Source organism: Bacillus sp. V59.32b (genome assembly GCF_003429085.1).
GTDB lineage: Bacteria > Bacillota > Bacilli > Bacillales > DSM-1321 > Peribacillus.
This window is the reverse complement of the sequence record NZ_QVTC01000049.1, coordinates 42,027-58,563: the sequence shown is the minus strand read 5'-3', so window position 1 is coordinate 58,563 and position 16,537 is coordinate 42,027. Positions and strand designations below refer to the sequence as shown.

Sequence of the window (16,537 nt, the reverse complement as noted above, 5' to 3'; positions counted from 1 at the left end):
AATACAATTCTACTTTAAGTTTTTTGAACACTTGTTTTAAATGCATGAATAATTCTAATAACAGTATATAGATCTTGATACTGTTATCTTATGAGCATTTTATGAAGCACAACTACATCATTGCTCAAACCATAAAGAATCGAGGTGCAACCCATGACCAAATCCGAACTAGAATACAAAATCCAAGACATAAAAGCGGACTACATACGCCTACAAAATGACCTGGAACGTATGGAATCCGTAGGCGGGAATATCTCTCCTCTGGAAAAGCAGCTTAACGACATCGAAATTGAACTGAAATCGCTTTATCAACAGCTGGATGAGTTAAAGGAAAAATGAATGAAAAAGAGTTGCCGGCTGAGACAGCAAGGCAACTCTTCATTTTATGAATGTATTTATGATTTCCATTTAGAGAAAACGCCGCTCGAGAGCAGGTCTTCCATTTGTTGTTTTGATAGGGGTTTGCTGAAGTAATAGCCTTGGCCTATCGTGCATTCGTTGCGTTTTAGGAAGGCTACTTGTTCTTGGCTTTCGATGCCTTCTGCGATGACGGTGAACCGGAAGTTGTGGCACATGTCGATGATGGTTTTGACCATGGCTCCCTGGCTGGAATGTTCGATAATATCATCGACGAAGGATTTGTCGATTTTGATATTGTCGATTGGCAAATGTTTCAAATAGCTCAAGGAAGAATAGCCTTTTCCAAAATCGTCAATTGATATTTTCACGCCTAGATGTTTCAATTCGTTCAAAATCGCTGTTGATCTTTCCATATCCTGCATAATGCTTTCGGTAATTTCAAGTTCTAAGTAACGGGCGTCCATGCCTGTTGCATTCAGTACCTGCATGACCGAATCGACAAAATCATCCTCTTGGATCTGGCGAACGGAAATGTTAACAGCTATAGGCACTGCTTTGAAACCGAGTTTTTGCCAGGCTTTATTTTGCTTACAAGCCTTATTTAACACCCATTTTCCTAGAGGAACGATGAGCCCTGTTTCTTCTGCCAGTGGAATAAACTCCGATGGTGGTACTAACCCTCTGTCAGGATCCTTCCAACGAATCAATGCTTCTATTCCGGCGATTTCTCCGGTTTCCAATTCAACCTGAGGCTGATAATGAAGAATTAGCTGGTCCTGTTCCAACGCTTTTCTTAATCCATTCTCCATCTCCATCTTATGGGATGACAATCCCTTGAGTTGAGAAGTGTAAAATTGAAATTTATTCTTTCCTCGCTCTTTCGCCAGATACATAGCAGTATCCGCATGCTGGATTAATGTTTCCTCATCTAATCCATCCCCCGGGTACAGACTGATGCCAATACTAGGGGTGACAAAAAACTCTTGGGAATCGACTTCGAGCGGAAAAGAAAATTCATCAAGGATTCGCTGTGCGACCTTGGCCACTTTTTCTTTATCCATATTTTCCAATAAGATAATGAATTCATCCCCGCCCTGGCGTGAAACAATCCCATCGTTAAGAAGAGCCTTCCCAAGCCTTTTGGCGACCTCTTTTAAGATGCGGTCCCCTATTATATGTCCTTTTGTATCATTAATAATCTTAAACCTGTCCAAATCCAAAAACAGGACGGCCAACATTTGATTTTCCTGCAAGCTTAAGACATCGCTTAAATGCATCTTGAACATATTACGGTTAGGCAGGCCGGTTAAAGCGTCGTAAAAGGCCATATATTTGATTGTCGCTTCTGCTTTTTTCCGCTTGGAAATGTCCCTGCCGACAATTTGCCTCGCCACTCTGCCTTCATAGAATATAGGCATGACAGTCATTTCCATATCAAAATTCTTGCTATCAAGCCGTAACCCTTGAAATTCAAACCTCATTTTTCGTTCGAAATTATCGTCAAAGGTTAAATCGCTTTTTTTAATTTGTTTCAAAATCGAATCAGGGATAATCTTTCCAATCGGCTCGCCCATCAGCTCATCTGAATTGGATGCCCCAAACAGTTTAAAGCCGGACTCATTAATATAATCAATTTTCCCTCTGCTGTAGACAGCTATAATGTCAGGTGACATTTCCACTAAAGTGCGATAGCGCTCTTCACTTTCTTTCCTGTTGGTTATATCCACTAGTACACTACTGAAATACACCAATTCACCATTTCCATCAATCGTTGGGATACCCCGGTCCTGTATCCAGCGGATGTCTCCATCAGGGCGGATGATCCGATAGATGCTTGTGACGATTTCCCCAAGCGCGATTTTCTCTTCCCTTTCGGCCAAGATATTTAGATCGTCAGGATGGATGACTTTTTTCCAAAGCGCTAAATCCTGATAGAAATCTTCTACCGAACTTCCATATAGCTTCACAATTTCTGGGGTAATTAATAAAGTATCCGACTTTAAATCGTGAGACCATACCGCAATATCCAGTGTGTCAAAAATATTTTTCAATCTCTGTTTGTTTTTTTGCAGATCTTTATTTGCCTTATCTATCGTTTCGAGCAGATAAAAAATAATAGACAGGACTGCCAGAAAAATGACAATATCAAACACGTACCCTATTATTTTCTTTGAAGAAAAGAAGGTGACTGCTAACTCGTTCAGTATGTATATAAAAAAGACAAAACCAAAAATAAAGATTATTTTTCTAGAATGATTGTTTCTCATGGCTCTGGTACCCCTTAGTGACATATGCTAGAAATCATCGGCACTTTTTTATGTTTATTTTTAACATATCAAAAATAAAGGAACATCACAATGGATTTTAGGGATTTATACTCCATCCCCTCGTCACCGAGCACTTTTATTTGCTGAATTCTCGTATACTCCTTATTATGTAATGTAGTATACTTTTTTTCTATATAAGTTAAACTCACCGATCGAATAGATACCCCAAACCCTGCCCGCTTGGCAATCGATACAAAAAGTCTATCCTTAACCCGTTTATTTTCTTTTCATTAAAAATGTCACTCTCCCTTTAATCATACACACATCTTTTAGGTTTCTACATGGCATCAATTTGGGTAGAATAATGAGGAGAAATGGAGGAGAAAAATTGAGGCGTTTATTTCTTATCATATCACTTTCGTTGGTTGTATTCGCTTCTTGGTCTTTCTTAGGAAAACCTGTTGATCAAACAGGCTTTCACAGTGCAGTGGAAAAGATAGAATCCGAATTTAAAGCGATCCATGACAACCCTGATTTCGCCGCTGCAATCGATACAATACACGGCGGATTTACTCAGTTGCTGGGACAGTTTGATAAAGCATTAGAACAGCTTCCGGAAGCGGAGCAAGAATCGGAAGCCGAACAAATTGATAAGCCCACTTTGACGACACCAGTTGAAGATGTTTTCACCATTCATAATATTGGGCTTGGCGATTCAAAAGAAGACGTTGAAAAGCAGCTTGGAGCGGCAAAACGTTCATCCTATAATGAATATGGAATCAAGTGGGACACGTATCATACAAATTATCAAAACTTTATCATGGCAGCTTACGATAAAAATAATAAAGTTGCCGGCTTATACACGAACCAGGATTTAATCGCATCTACACAAGGACTAAAGAAGGGGAGCCCTAAGGAATCCGTTCTCCAACAATTAGGTGAACCTCTTACAAAAATCCGCAAGGGCATGGCCTACTATCAATTTGAAGCAAACAGGGATTACGAAATGTTTTTAATAGATGGCAGCTATGTCACTGTGTTTTTTGATAAGCATCAAAACAATACGTTAACTTCGATTCAGATTGTAAGTAAAGGCCTTGAACAAAACAAGAAAGATTTTTATACAGAGGGAAGCAAACAGTTAATGGAGGGCCTTGAGTATCAACTGTTCGACGTCACCAATGCGACAAGGGTCAATCATGACTTGCCCATCCTGACATGGGATAACCATGTTAGAGGAACCGCCCGTGATCACAGTACCGATATGGCTGAAAATCAATACTTTAATCATACCAATCCGAAAGGGCAATCCCCGTTCGATCGAATGAAGGAAGATGACGTATTCTTCACGGTCGCAGGAGAAAATCTTGCATCCGGCCAGTTTAGCAGCATCTTCGCTCACGAAGGCTTGATGAACTCAATGGGGCACCGGGAAAATATATTAAAGAAAGACTTTGAGCGATTAGGGGTCGGAGTTGCCTTTGACGATAAAGCACGACCTTATTATACGGAAAACTTTTATTCAAAATAAAAAAATAAGCTGTGTGATTCTAACAGAATCAACACAGCTTTTTTATTTTTCTCGCTTTCTTCTCAGTATTTAAATGTATACGAGCAGGAATTCATCTCCCGGGGATAAATCACATGGTATATTCCTTGAATGAAAAGCAAAAAAGTTTACGGGACATTCTCCCTCTTTGGCCGACGAGCTTAAACCAGCATTGGCCCGTATAAAAAGGGTTGGAAAGCCTCTTTTCCACGATGTATGGAATCCGGTCCATCCCTTCTTGATTTTCCATTTCATTTTTACAAGATAAAGCCAGTACGAAATAAGATTTATCAATTTCCAGTTCAAGGATTTGAAGATGATACTTGCTTTTATGTCTTTTATTGAATTCCTCTAAAACCGTTTTTATACTTTTTTCTACGTCTATATCGAATTTAGTTGCTTCACTCCACTTAGAAATCAGAGAATCATAGAGGGATAACGTCAGAATATAATAGGTGCCATAATCTTTTGGATCAAATTCTTCTTTACTAACTTCTTGTTCCACAGGCAAAACAATATAATTTTTATAGTCAGCAAAAAAGTTTCCATTCACATTCAATACCTTCTTTCGTTAGTTTTAAAATAAAGCATATACGAAGTCTTTTGACAACATTTAGGAGGCAACACTATGGAAATATACGGAGGATGAGGTTATGTTCAAATACTCTTCAAGATACTTTCCACATAACCTTCTTAAAATCCTTTTAATTTCTGCATATGTAAGATATTAGAAATTACCATATTAATAGTAAATGTAGTTCTTCACCAAAAGAACTGGTTTAAGCTTTGATTATCCGTTGATTTCCGCTCCAGGCGCTCGCTTTCCGCGGGCAGTCCGGCAGCCTTCTCGGCAAAGGGCATGCCTCCGGGACTTACACAGGATGTGTTGGCGTCGACGTAAGACATAAGGACGTGGCAGATCTTAGTCGACGTTCCGTTAACTGGCCTGCTTTTCCCGCAGGACGTTGAATCATCATCCATGAATAGGAACCGCACGGGAAAATGCGTATGCATTTTCGAGGAGTCTCGCATATCCTCGCCAATCAACTTTGTTGCAAAATTGACTGAGATGGATCCCATTCTGGTCCATTTGAAATACGATCAAAAAAATGGGTGAATCTTGTATGGAGGGGCCATCAGGATTCACACAGTTTTTGGCCCTGCTTATTTCACCACTTCTATTTTGGAGTCTACAGATACTTCTGCACTTTTCCTTATTCCCATGACAAACAAACTGCCCAGAAAACAGAACACGCCTGCCATTAAAAAAGCCAATTGGTATGTATTAAATATGGAAAACAATAGCCCACCCCCGTAGGCAGCGACGCCCGCTCCCGCCTGGTGGGCTGCGAAAATCCAGCCATAGACAATCCCGCTCTTCTCCACGCCAAATGTTTGTGTCGCCAACCCGATTGTAGGGGGAACCGTGGCAATCCAATCCAAGCCATAAAAAACCGCAAATACAATCAGAAAGAACATCGAGTTTTCCGATAAAGCAAACGGCAATAACAATAAGGACAGTCCTCTTAATGCGTAATACCAGAACAGTAACCACCGGTTATCATATCTGTCTGATAACCAGCCAGATAAAGTCGTGCCGATCAAATCAAAAATGCCCCTAAAAGCAATTAATCCTGCTGCCGTAACCGCCGGTATGCCAAAGCTGGAACAATAGGAGATAAAATGAGTGCCAATTAAGCCGCTTGTGGACAACCCGCAAATAAAAAAGCTTCCCGCTAATAGCCAAAATGCTTTTACAGATATCCCGAACAAGAAAGCCCGCTCCTTTAGGGATGGATGAAAGTGAGGTCGAACCAGGTGTATCTTTAGACACGTTAATGGTTCGATTTTGCTTTTTTAAGAGCGTATATGTTGCTTAAGAACGTTTGTTCTGGTAAAATAAACTTGCCATCATCTTTTTGGAAGGGAGGCTAATCGCCATGAACATTCATAAAGCTTATAAATTTCGGTTGTATCCAACGGATAAACAAGCCACTTTGATTCATAAAACCATCGGGTGTTGTCGTTTTGTGTTTAATCAAGCTTTAGCCAAACAAGATAAAAAGGTCGTTTATTGGTATATCGTACACGAGATGGTTCAAAACGGACAGCTGACCGAGAATAGATGGAAATCGGAATTTTTTAATGCTTCGAACGCTCAAAAGGAACTAACCTCCATGAAGAAAGAAATGCAATGGTTAAACGAAGTGGATTCCACTGCTCTTCAAAGCACGCTTCAAGACTTAGGGAAAGCATTCAAAGCATTTTATCATAAATCAAAAGGAAAACCCCGTTTTAAAAGCAAAAAGAACAACATTCAATCCTATAAAGCGAAATGCAACTATAACAAAGGCGTAGGAAGCGTTCGTATGGAACGCATGGGAAATAAGGATTTTCTCCTTTTGCCGAAAATGGGATGGGTGAAGGTTGCGAAGTCCCGTGAAGTGAGAGGAAAAATCCTTTCTGCCACGGTTCGAAGGTCGGCTACAGGCAAATACTTTGTATCTATTCTAACCGAACAAAAAATAGAAATGATACAAACTTCCATGTTTAAAATCGGTATAGATGTTGGTCTGAAAGAATTTGCCACATTTTCGGATGGGACCACAATCTCTAATCCTAAATGGTTTCGTTCACTGGAAGAAAAACTGGTAAAAGCCCAGCGGATTCTCTCCAGAAGGAAAGTGGGCAGTTCCAATTGGCATAAACAAAAACGGAAAGTGGCAAAAATCCACGAAGACATCATGAATGCCCGACAAGATTTTTTGCACAAACTCTCTTCTTCGCTGGTTCGCGAAAACCAAGTGATCGCGATTGAAGATTTGCGTGTGAAAAATATGTTAAAAAACAGGAAGTTAGCAAAAGCCATTTCAGAAGTGTCCTGGTCTGAGTTCCGTAGAATGCTAGCATACAAGTGTAAATGGTACGGGAAACATCTAGTGGTAGTAGGTTCCCATTTTCCTAGTTCGCAACTTTGTTCCAGTTGTGAAAAGAAAAACAAGGCCGTTAAAAACCTTTCGATTAGAGAATGGACATGTGAATGTGGGGCTCATCATGATCGAGATCACAACGCAGCCAAGAACATTCTGAAAGAAGGGGGACGACTCCTAACCGCTGGACAAGCGGGGATAGCCTAATGGACAGCAAGTAAGTAACACCGCAGTCTTTTTTGAGCCAAAGGTTCAAACGACATAGGAAAACTCATGGCAAGAAACCCTATCGAGAGATATGGCGACTTACGGCATGTGGGAAGAAGGAATCCCACAGCTTCAGCTGTGGGAGTGTCAATCGGACCGCCTCTTTAAGGATTCCAAACGCCAAGCGAACCGGGTTCTTTTTTTCAAGAATGGCTTCTTCATGGTCTTCCCCTATTTGGCCGTAACGCGCTAACCCAACCTCTTGCGGAGAGTTTTTCATAAAAATGAGAATCAATGGAATCATGACTGCGCTTAAGAAAAAAATAAGCTCCATTGCCCATTTCCAGGAAAAACTCTCGACAATCACTGCTAAAACCGGGAGTAATATAAGCTGTCCTGTAGCGGTGCTGGCCGTTAGAATTCCCAATATCAATCCTCTGCGTTTTTCAAACCAGTGGTTCGCTACATACGTGCTAAGCACAGTCAAAAACACGCTTGAACCTATGCCGAAAATGAATCCCCATATGAGGATAAGTTGCCAGGAATATGCCATGAAAAAGGTTAGCCCAATGCCGACCCATAATATGGACATGGCCAACACCATGATTTTCTTAACCCCAACGTTTTCCAGCAGTGCCGCCACAAAGGGACCCGAGAAGCCATAGATTACGAGACTGATGGCGAACGACAAGGAAATAAACGCGCGGTCCCATCCGAATTCCTCTTCAAATGGGACAAGAAACACGCCTGAAGAGGAATGGATAATCCCGGCTACAATAATCGAAAAAAAAGTGACCACCAGAATCATCCAACCGTAATGAATTTTTTTCACTGATCGCTTCCACCTTTATCCTTATTTTCCTTTCATTATAAACTTAACAACATCCCCATGGTATTTATCTTTTAACTGAAAATATAATTTATTATTGTGGCCTTTATGCATTCGTTTTTTCAGTATCTCAGTTAGAAAGGTGTGTTGCATATGTATCCAGTCTATAAATATATTGGAAAAGAAACAAAGTGCAAGGACATCCCGATTGCTTTTCCGCCGCAGCATCAAAACCAACATCCTGGACTCGAACATGTGATGGTGCCAAGACCTATTTCCGAAAATCCTAATTATACAGGGAGCGGCAAACTAAAGAACAAAGTGGCCATTATCACAGGAGGAGATAGCGGCATTGGCAGGGCTGTCGCCTACGCATTTGCGAAGGAAGGCGCAGATGTTGCCATTGCTTACTTATACGAACATGAAGATGCGGAAGAAACGAGAAATAGAATAGAGCAGTTCGGAAGACGTTGTCTGCTTATTCCCGGGGATCTTCAACAAGAAGCGATGTCGCATGAAGTGGTAAAACAATCGATTCATTGCTTTGGCAAAATTGATATCCTTGTGAATAACCATGCCGTGCAATATGTCCAAAAAAGCATAATGGATATTACAGCCGAACAGTTAGACCGCACTTTCCGCACGAATATCTATGCTTTTTTCTTCATGACAAAAGCGGTCCTGCCTTATTTGAAAAACGGGAGTACCATTATTAACACAACTTCCGTAACCGCGTATGAAGGAAATAAACAATTGATCGATTATTCCTCTACGAAGGGTGCTATTTTAACATTCACTCGCTCCCTTTCACTTTCTCTAATAGAAAAAGGAATCCGGGTAAATGGTGTTGCGCCCGGACCGATTTGGACCCCTCTCATTCCTTCATCCTTTCCAGCAGCACAAGTCAAAACATTCGGCACCTATACTCCCGAAGTACCAATGAAACGGGCCGGCCAACCTTTTGAAGTTGCGACAAGCTTTGTATTCCTTGCTTCTGATGATTCCAGCTATATGTCCGGGCAAATCCTGCATCCGAATGGCGGTGAAATGGTAAGTTCTTAACAAGAAAAGCAAAAGCATCTTGCAAATATGGAACGTCGAATAAAACTGCCCTGTCCGGTTGCAAACTTAATTCTGGGTCTTGGATAATAAATGCCGAGTTTGGCTAATAAATTCTAAGTTTGGATTGTAAATCCCAAGTTTTACTAAAGGCCCCATCCCTTTCTGGCAAGTCCAGGTCGACTAAGAACCATATCCTTATGTCTTCGCTGGCACTAGTAAGTCCTGAACGTAACAACTAGACATCTATCAAATTTAAAAAAGGTATACTTTAACTTAAATAAAAAAGGGCCGGTGCTCTCCCCCGCTTTCACGCGGAGAAAACTGGCCCTTTTAAAGTGATAATCTTATTTGATATCCTGTTCGTGATATAAATGTGGTGTTTTGTATTTCTTGCCATGTTTGACTTTTGGCCACTGAACGTCGATTCGGGCACGGTCATAAATGGCAGCGCCGACAATCTCAGCGACGTCTTGCAGCTTTTCCTTACTTATCTTGTCAAGTGAGTCATCCGGAGTATGATACCATGGCTCAGACGGATTATGAATGAATAAGGCTGCCGGTATTCCAGCTTCGGCAAATGGAACATGGTCACTTCGTCCGCCTTGCGCATATGGGGTCGGTGCTCCGTTTAGTCTTGTACTTGAAGCCTGAGCAAGTTCAGTGACAAGGTTAGGTTGTCCATCATTTGTCATCAAGATTAGGTCGCCAGCATCTCTGCTTCCTACCATATCTAGGTTAAAGTTGGCGATAATCCGGCTCTTTTCATCTTCAGAAAGGTTCTCCACATAATGACTTGAACCAACGAGACCCACTTCTTCTGCACCAAATGTAATGAAGCGGATTTCTGTATCTGTCGGTAATTTTTTAAGGACTCGTGAAAGCTCCAAAGTCATTGCTGTTCCTGAAGCATCATCATTGGCTCCTGGTGCGCCTGAAACCGAGTCATGGTGAGCTCCGAGGACGATAATTTCATTATTCGCTTTCTTTTTAGAAGTTGGCTTCTTTGTCGCGATGACATTATGGGATGTATTTTCCCCGGTTACAGCACCTTCAACCTTGAGGTGGGCTGTGACTGGAGCATCGGCGCTTACTTTCGCCGCTAGGGCTTCCCCTTCAGCCTTCGTTAATCCAACCGCAGGCACATACTTATCGTTAGCCTCGCCAAGTGTACCATTTAGATCTCCATCGGCATTATTATAAATGATAACACCGGACGCACCTTTTTCTGCCGCATTCAGCACCTTCTCGGCAAAAGTGATTTCCCCGCGCTGGATCAGGGCAATTTTTCCGGTTAGATCCGCATTTTGAAGCTCATCCTTTTTACCTTTTCCGGCAAGGACGAGTTCACCGGTGACATCCCCATTGACCGTAAAAGTGAACGGTTTGGGAGCAAGAGTTCCATCGTAACCGTCAACCGATAGTTCAATATTTGTAGGAGGAGTGTATCCAATGTATTTGAATTCCTGAATCTCGGTTTTAAATCCATATGATTCAAATTTTTTCTTAATATATTGGACAGCTTTGTATTCGGATTCCGTACCGGCAACCCTTGGTGTTTTTGATAGATCAGCAATTGTATTATAGATATTATTTACATTGATCATTTTCGTGACTAAATGGTCACTCACCTTGACCGGAAGTTTGTACGATGCTGATTCAGCAGGCTTTGCTAGTGCTGCGGGTGCACCAACAGCACCAAATAATAAGGCACTGGCCAAAGCTACTGGAATAATTCGTTTTTTCATAGAATTCCTCCTCATGGTTTCATAGATACATAGTAAATTTATAATATTTAGAATTTTTGGACTAGGGAATATATGACCATTATAGACTAGTTAATATATTCTATTTCTGCTAGATATCTTGATTTATAGGATTTGATGCCCAGGAAAATAGAATGGTTTTGTCAGTATTTGATGTTTGACTAACAGATCCTCTATGCTATAAAATTGTCCTTCGAGTGCAATCTCGAGCGTGGTTCGAAACCATCCCACGAAAAAAAACTAGGGAGAGAAACTAGATGAATATTAAAACCATTGTAGCCAACGGAATCTTGGCTGCCTTGTATATTGCCGTTACGGCAACGATTGCCCCATTGGGATTCGGTCAATTGCAATTCCGTATTTCGGAAATGTTTAACCATCTGATCGTGTTCAATAAAAAGTATATTTATGGAATCGTCCTAGGTGTCTTTTTAAGCAATTTATTCTTTTCACCAATGGTTGCCTACGATATTGTTTTTGGCACTGCCCAATCCTTGATTGCTTTATTAATAACCATTGGGGCAATGCGCTACGTAAAGAACATCTGGGCCAGAATGATGATTAATACCGTGGTTTTCACATTCACGATGTTTATGATTGCTTGGGAACTCCATTTGGCGCTTGGTTTCCCTTTCTTACTAACATGGCTAACAACAGCCGCAGGCGAATTCGCCGTCTTGCTAGTCGGAGCGCCAATTATCTATGCGATAAACAAACGGGTGAACTTTCAGAAACTAATATAGGTGATCGGGCAACATCGATTTTCCCTGAAGGCCATACACTTCATCGTGTATGGCCGTTTGTTTATTGTGATAATATGGGAATATAATCTTTAGGGAGTTGAAAATAAGTTGAGAAATGAAATCATTGACAGATTTATTGCCTATGTAAAAGTGGACACGCAATCAAACGAAAATAATGACACATGCCCTTCCACGCCCGGTCAACTGACGTTAGCGAATATGCTGGTCGACGAGTTGAAGGCAATCGGCATGAGTGAGGTAACGATCGATGAAAATGGATACGTCATGGCTTCCCTTCCTTCGAATACGGAAAAAGAGGTGCCAACGATTGGCTTTTTGGCCCATGTGGATACAGCGACAGATTTCACCGGCGCCAACGTTAAACCGCAAATCGTCGAAAATTTTGATGGGAACGACATTACATTAAATGAATCTTTACAAATCATCCTATCAACAAAGGACTTCCCGGAATTGCCCCATTATAAAGGCCACACGTTAATAACAACAGACGGCACAACTCTTCTCGGGGCAGACAACAAAGCCGGCATTGCCGAAATCATGACCGCGATGGATTATCTGATTAAGCATCCGGAAATCAAGCATGGACAGATCCGGGTTGCTTTTACACCTGATGAAGAGATTGGAAGAGGGCCGCATAAATTTGATGTTGCCAAATTCAATGCGAAGTTCGCCTATACAGTCGATGGCGGACCGCTCGGCGAATTAGAGTATGAGAGCTTTAACGCAGCGGCTGCTAAAGTCACGATTAAAGGTACCAATGTCCATCCCGGATCTGCCAAAGGGAAGATGGTGAATTCCGCGAAAATTGCAATGGAATTGAACGCAAAGCTGCCTGCCCGGGAAGCACCGGAATTAACAGAAGGGTATGAAGGCTTTTACCATCTTCTTTCGATAAACGGAGACGTTGAACAAACGAAGCTTCATTATATTATCAGGGATTTTGACAAAGAAGGATTCCAGTCCAGAAAAACAAATTTCGAAAAAATCGTGAATGAGCTAAAAGAAATTCACGGGGAAGAACGAATCCTCTTGGACCTGAAAGATCAATATTACAACATGGGAGAAAAAATCGAACCAGTAAAGGAAATCGTCGACATTGCTTATGAAGCAATGAAGAACTTGGACATCGAGCCTGTTATCAAACCGATAAGGGGTGGAACGGACGGCTCGCAGTTATCCTACATGGGACTGCCGACACCGAATATCTTCACAGGCGGAGAAAATTATCACGGCAAATTCGAGTATATTTCCGTCGATAACATGGTTAAAGCGACTAATGTTGTGATTGAGATTGCAAAGTTATATGAGCAAAAAAGTTAGGATAGCTTGAGGGCACCATCCAATACACGGATGGTGCCCATTGCTTATCCGGCCTTTTTCAACAGTTTCCCTTGTCTCCAATACAATTCCAGCATGGAGCGGTTTGCCAAAAATACGCCTGTCAGGATCATTAAAGCGCCGATCCCCATAATAGGTTGCACAGCTTCACTCAGGAAGAAATACCCCGCAATGATGGCAATTAACGGCGATACATAGAGCCAGGTGGACGGAAACACCGGATTCGTTTTAGATAACAGCCAGTAGTACAAGCCATGTCCGCCGATAGAACCGACAAAAATCAAATAAAGAAGCGGCCACTGTACACTCCATGAAGTTAACACAGACAATTCCGGCTGCTCCAAAAACACGGAAGCAATTAGCAGAAACAATCCTCCGTAACACATCTGAATGCCATTCATTAAAAACGGCGATATTTCAGGCATATCCGTGAGAATCTCTTTAGACTTGATCGAACCCATTCCGTAAAATACTTCTCCAGCAAGGATGATTAAACAAGCAATCACCCATAGAGAAGAGATGTGTTGCTGCATGCCGGGTAATGAAATGCAAGCCACTCCTCCGAGCGCAAGCATCAGCGCGAGAAATTGTTCCCGCTTTATACCTGCCTTGTTCCCCCTTGCTTGAAGCAATACAATCATCATCGGTCCGGTAGCCGAAAGAACGGCTGCCAATCCGGAGGTGATATGCTGTTCTGCCCAATATAAAGTTGCAAAGGTCATGAAGGTAAGACAAAATCCGGCATACATGATTCGTTTCGATAAAAGCAAAGACTTGTTGAGTTTACGCTTGAAACTAAAATAAATCATGACAAGAACGCCCGCGGTAAAGAAGCGGATTCCTGCGGAAAAAAGCGGCGGTGTTCCTGCCTCAATCCCTATTTTAATCGTTAAAAATGTTGTGCCGAAAATGATGCAAACGAGAATATAATTGAAAATGATCATTTGCTTCCCCCCTCTTATCTAATGAAAAAAGTATAGAGGAAACAGTGTATAACAGTACATCACCGTATATAACAGCAGAATGAAATTTTCATTGCTTATAAGATATTTTTCTATTAACTTTAAATAAAGCTCTCTCTATGGAAGGAACTTGGGGCTTTCGTTTAAATCGCTGGAGTTTTCGTTTGAATCCCGTGTCTTTTCATGTAAATCATCATTTTTTTCGTTTAAATGGCCAGACTACACTCCCTGCCGACAGTGAAAATTAAATAAAAAGAAACTTAGGTGAAATCATGAAATTCATCCTTCATAAGGAATCCAATACCCCATTCTTTCAACAAATCAGTGACCAGATTGTGCAGCGCATCCAGAACGGGCTGTTAGCCGACAGCGAACAGCTGCCTTCATTGCGAGAGATGGCAGAAGAGTTACACGTCAGTATGCTAACTGTCCGAAAAGCATATAAATGGCTCGAGAAAAAAGGATACGTCTTCATCCAGCAAGGAAAAGGAGTGTATATAAGAGGAGAAAAACGGGTCTCCCCTCAAATACATGATCCATTCGACTGGCAGCGCTCATTAGCCGTTAACGTCGTGAGGTCACAATATGTGATCAACCGGCAAAAGAAATATTATGATTTCTCCCAGGCCGTCGTTTACCCGCGGCTGCTGCCTACTCAATTCCTGGCGGATGAAATGCAGAAAATCCTCGACAAAAACCGAATGGTCCTGGCTACATATGGCCCGGTTCAAGGGGACGCGGAGCTCCGCATTGAAATAGCAAAATACCTAAATGACCATCAAGGGTTGACTGCCGCCCCTTCTCAATTATTGATTACCAGCGGTGTTCAACAGGGAATTGACCTGATCGCCCAGACCTTATTAAAACCTGGTGATACGGTCATAGTCGAAAGCCCTTGCTACGGGGCAGCGATTGATGTGTTTGTCAATAAAGGGATAAACCTGATTTCCATTGAACTTGATGAACAAGGAATCCGGGCTGATTTACTTGAGGATGTCTGCCAAAAAAAGAAACCGGTCCTCCTATACGTCAACCCATCCTTCCATAACCCGACCGGTACATTGATGAGTGAACAAAGACGGCGAGAGCATGTAGAATTGGCAGAGCTTTATAACTTTTTCATTATAGAAGATGATTCCTTTGGCGATATTTATTTCGATCAGCTTGTTCCACCAAAGCCGATTAAACACTTTGACAAAGATGGCCATGTCATTCATTTGAAAGGCTTCAGCAAAACACTGGCACCGGGAGTCCGCATCGCAGCCATGCTCGCGGACGGGCCTGTTTTTGATTGGCTGTACGCGGTGAAGGCTTTCATGGATATCGGCAGCCCGCTTATAACCCAAAAAGCGATTCTGCCCTTTTTGCGGACAGAAAGAATGAAAAACCATATGGAGAAGCTTCGGACCGCTTTGCAAATTCGGCGGGATACTGCTGTAGAGATATTATCTTGTTTAAATGGGACATTTTCGTTTCAAGTGCCAGATGGCGGCTTCAATCTATGGTGTTCACTCCCGGATTCAATCGATCCACATGCACTGCTCAACAAGGCAAAAGAAGCGGATGTCTCCTTTTTGCCTGGCTCAGCTTGTTTTGCCACGGAATCTAAGCAGCAATATTTGCGCATCAGTTACTCCCTGTTGAGTGACCATGATTTAAAAATCGGACTGCAAAAGCTATGTAAAGTGATAACTGATTTTTAGAAATGGCTATGTTTATAAATCTCTCCTGGCTCATTAAGCCGATTATTGCTTTTTCAAAATAAAGTTTAACAGAGCCATACAATGATTCTTCACGGCTCTATCCGTCAGCTCAACCTACCAATATTTTTTCAATGTTAGGGCTTCGTCCTGCTCGTTCCCCTGCTCTCTCTCATAAACTATGAATAATTTAATTTTCAAGGATGTGTTGTTATGTTTATAAGAAAAAGAGAGGAAAGACGTCAAGGACGTTGTATCTTTCCCGGCTATAAATGGTGTGGACCTGCTTGCAGCGGTCCAGGCGCTCCGGTCAACGATGTCGATAACTGCTGCAGAAGACATGACCTCTGCTTAGAGAGGGGAATTTCACCATGCAAATGCGATACAGAATTTCTCGATTGCCTGCGCCCTAAAATCAATCGTCATACCCAAAAGGGCAAGAACGCCGCACTTATGTACCGTTTTATGAAAATGCGGAAATCGCACAAATGTGGACAAGAACAAAGAAGAAGGAAGAGGATATAATTCCTCTTTATTATCAGAGTTGAACTCCCCTCATTTACTTTACTATATAAATCTTCTACCTTCATCACCTAAACTTTTCCATTCCTATACCGATATTTCTAACAAGAAACTACAAGTTGAAAAATTCATTATATGAATATTTGTTTAAGGCAGAATCAGAATGAATATCAATCTACCATTCGTTGCAACAAAGCAAACAAAATACTCAGGCCAAAACAGACGCTGAGATGAGCCACTTATAAACGGTGCGGTAGAAGTCGCAGAACGAAAAGCATTCAACC

Annotated in this window: 13 protein-coding genes, 1 pseudogene and 1 riboswitch; of the genes and pseudogenes, 8 read left to right on the top strand and 6 right to left on the bottom strand. The window is 41.7% G+C overall.

Annotation, left to right across the window (positions count from 1 at the left end):
- Positions 1 to 153 precede the first annotated feature (153 nt).
- Positions 154 to 339, top strand: a complete 186-nt coding sequence (locus tag D0463_RS11695; protein WP_117307589.1) for an SE1832 family protein — start codon at positions 154 to 156, stop codon at positions 337 to 339.
- Positions 340 to 395: 56 nt separating this feature from the next.
- On the opposite strand, the gene D0463_RS11690 is transcribed toward D0463_RS11695, so the two are convergent.
- Positions 396 to 2,627, bottom strand: coding sequence for a GGDEF and EAL domain-containing protein (locus D0463_RS11690; protein WP_117307588.1), 2,232 nt, complete (start codon positions 2,625 to 2,627; stop codon positions 396 to 398).
- Positions 2,628 to 3,015: 388 nt separating this feature from the next.
- Between D0463_RS11690 and D0463_RS11685 the strand changes: the two genes are divergently transcribed.
- Positions 3,016 to 4,158, top strand: a complete 1,143-nt coding sequence (locus D0463_RS11685) for a CAP domain-containing protein (protein WP_254052776.1) — start codon at positions 3,016 to 3,018, stop codon at positions 4,156 to 4,158.
- Between the two features lie 109 nt (positions 4,159 to 4,267).
- Here the strand turns inward: D0463_RS11685 and D0463_RS11680 are convergent, their stop codons facing one another.
- Positions 4,268 to 4,729: a hypothetical protein gene (locus D0463_RS11680; RefSeq protein ID WP_117307586.1), complete on the bottom strand. Its 462-nt coding sequence runs from the start codon at positions 4,727 to 4,729 to the stop codon at positions 4,268 to 4,270.
- Positions 4,730 to 5,340: 611 nt separating this feature from the next.
- Positions 5,341 to 5,940: pseudogene (locus D0463_RS11670) on the bottom strand (MFS transporter); the annotation flags it as partial.
- 176 nt (positions 5,941 to 6,116) lie between these two features.
- Here D0463_RS11670 and tnpB point away from each other — a divergent pair.
- The gene (tnpB, locus tag D0463_RS11665; RefSeq protein WP_117307583.1) at positions 6,117 to 7,313 is read left to right on the top strand and encodes an IS200/IS605 family element RNA-guided endonuclease TnpB; all 1,197 of its coding nucleotides are present in this window, start codon (positions 6,117 to 6,119) and stop codon (positions 7,311 to 7,313) included.
- A gap of 79 nt (positions 7,314 to 7,392) precedes the next feature.
- Here the strand turns inward: tnpB and D0463_RS11660 are convergent, their stop codons facing one another.
- Positions 7,393 to 8,145, bottom strand: a complete 753-nt coding sequence (locus D0463_RS11660) for an MFS transporter (RefSeq protein WP_117307582.1) — start codon at positions 8,143 to 8,145, stop codon at positions 7,393 to 7,395.
- 150 nt (positions 8,146 to 8,295) lie between these two features.
- On the opposite strand from D0463_RS11660, the gene D0463_RS11655 reads away from it, so the two are divergent.
- A complete protein-coding gene (locus D0463_RS11655; protein ID WP_117307581.1) occupies positions 8,296 to 9,204 on the top strand; it encodes an SDR family oxidoreductase in 909 nt (302 codons plus the stop codon).
- 344 nt (positions 9,205 to 9,548) lie between these two features.
- Here the strand turns inward: D0463_RS11655 and D0463_RS11650 are convergent, their stop codons facing one another.
- A complete protein-coding gene (locus D0463_RS11650; RefSeq protein ID WP_117307580.1) occupies positions 9,549 to 10,949 on the bottom strand; it encodes a M20/M25/M40 family metallo-hydrolase in 1,401 nt (466 codons plus the stop codon).
- A gap of 223 nt (positions 10,950 to 11,172) precedes the next feature.
- A riboswitch (PreQ1 riboswitch) is annotated at positions 11,173 to 11,217 on the top strand.
- Positions 11,218 to 11,224: 7 nt separating this feature from the next.
- Here D0463_RS11650 and D0463_RS11645 point away from each other — a divergent pair.
- Both D0463_RS11645 and pepT read left to right on the top strand, forming a co-directional pair.
- A complete protein-coding gene (locus D0463_RS11645) occupies positions 11,225 to 11,710 on the top strand; it encodes a QueT transporter family protein (protein WP_117307579.1) in 486 nt (161 codons plus the stop codon).
- Between the two features lie 108 nt (positions 11,711 to 11,818).
- Positions 11,819 to 13,051 (top strand): peptidase T, encoded by a 1,233-nt coding sequence (gene pepT / locus D0463_RS11640; protein WP_117307578.1) that lies wholly within the window; start codon positions 11,819 to 11,821, stop codon positions 13,049 to 13,051.
- Between the two features lie 44 nt (positions 13,052 to 13,095).
- On the opposite strand, the gene D0463_RS11635 is transcribed toward pepT, so the two are convergent.
- Positions 13,096 to 14,013, bottom strand: a complete 918-nt coding sequence (locus D0463_RS11635; protein WP_117307577.1) for a DMT family transporter — start codon at positions 14,011 to 14,013, stop codon at positions 13,096 to 13,098.
- Positions 14,014 to 14,303: 290 nt separating this feature from the next.
- Between D0463_RS11635 and pdxR the strand changes: the two genes are divergently transcribed.
- A complete protein-coding gene (gene pdxR, locus D0463_RS11630; RefSeq protein WP_117307576.1) occupies positions 14,304 to 15,734 on the top strand; it encodes a MocR-like pyridoxine biosynthesis transcription factor PdxR in 1,431 nt (476 codons plus the stop codon).
- 210 nt (positions 15,735 to 15,944) lie between these two features.
- On the top strand, positions 15,945 to 16,256 hold the full coding sequence (locus tag D0463_RS19900; protein WP_117307575.1) for a phospholipase A2 family protein: 312 nt from the start codon (positions 15,945 to 15,947) through the stop codon (positions 16,254 to 16,256).
- The last annotated feature ends 281 nt before the right edge of the window (positions 16,257 to 16,537 follow it).

What these genes read in the sequence shown, in the direction of transcription:
- D0463_RS11695 (WP_117307589.1), top strand. Translation starts at nt 154, where the DNA reads ATGACCAAATCCGAACTAGAATACAAAATCCAAGACATAAAAGCGGAC.
- D0463_RS11690 (WP_117307588.1), bottom strand. Translation starts at nt 2,627, where the DNA reads ATGAGAAACAATCATTCTAGAAAAATAATCTTTATTTTTGGTTTTGTC.
- tnpB (WP_117307583.1), top strand. Translation starts at nt 6,117, where the DNA reads ATGAACATTCATAAAGCTTATAAATTTCGGTTGTATCCAACGGATAAA.
- D0463_RS11655 (WP_117307581.1), top strand. Translation starts at nt 8,296, where the DNA reads ATGTATCCAGTCTATAAATATATTGGAAAAGAAACAAAGTGCAAGGAC.
- D0463_RS11650 (WP_117307580.1), bottom strand. Translation starts at nt 10,949, where the DNA reads ATGAAAAAACGAATTATTCCAGTAGCTTTGGCCAGTGCCTTATTATTT.
- D0463_RS11645 (WP_117307579.1), top strand. Translation starts at nt 11,225, where the DNA reads ATGAATATTAAAACCATTGTAGCCAACGGAATCTTGGCTGCCTTGTAT.
- D0463_RS11635 (WP_117307577.1), bottom strand. Translation starts at nt 14,013, where the DNA reads ATGATCATTTTCAATTATATTCTCGTTTGCATCATTTTCGGCACAACA.
- pdxR (WP_117307576.1), top strand. Translation starts at nt 14,304, where the DNA reads ATGAAATTCATCCTTCATAAGGAATCCAATACCCCATTCTTTCAACAA.
- D0463_RS19900 (WP_117307575.1), top strand. Translation starts at nt 15,945, where the DNA reads ATGTTTATAAGAAAAAGAGAGGAAAGACGTCAAGGACGTTGTATCTTT.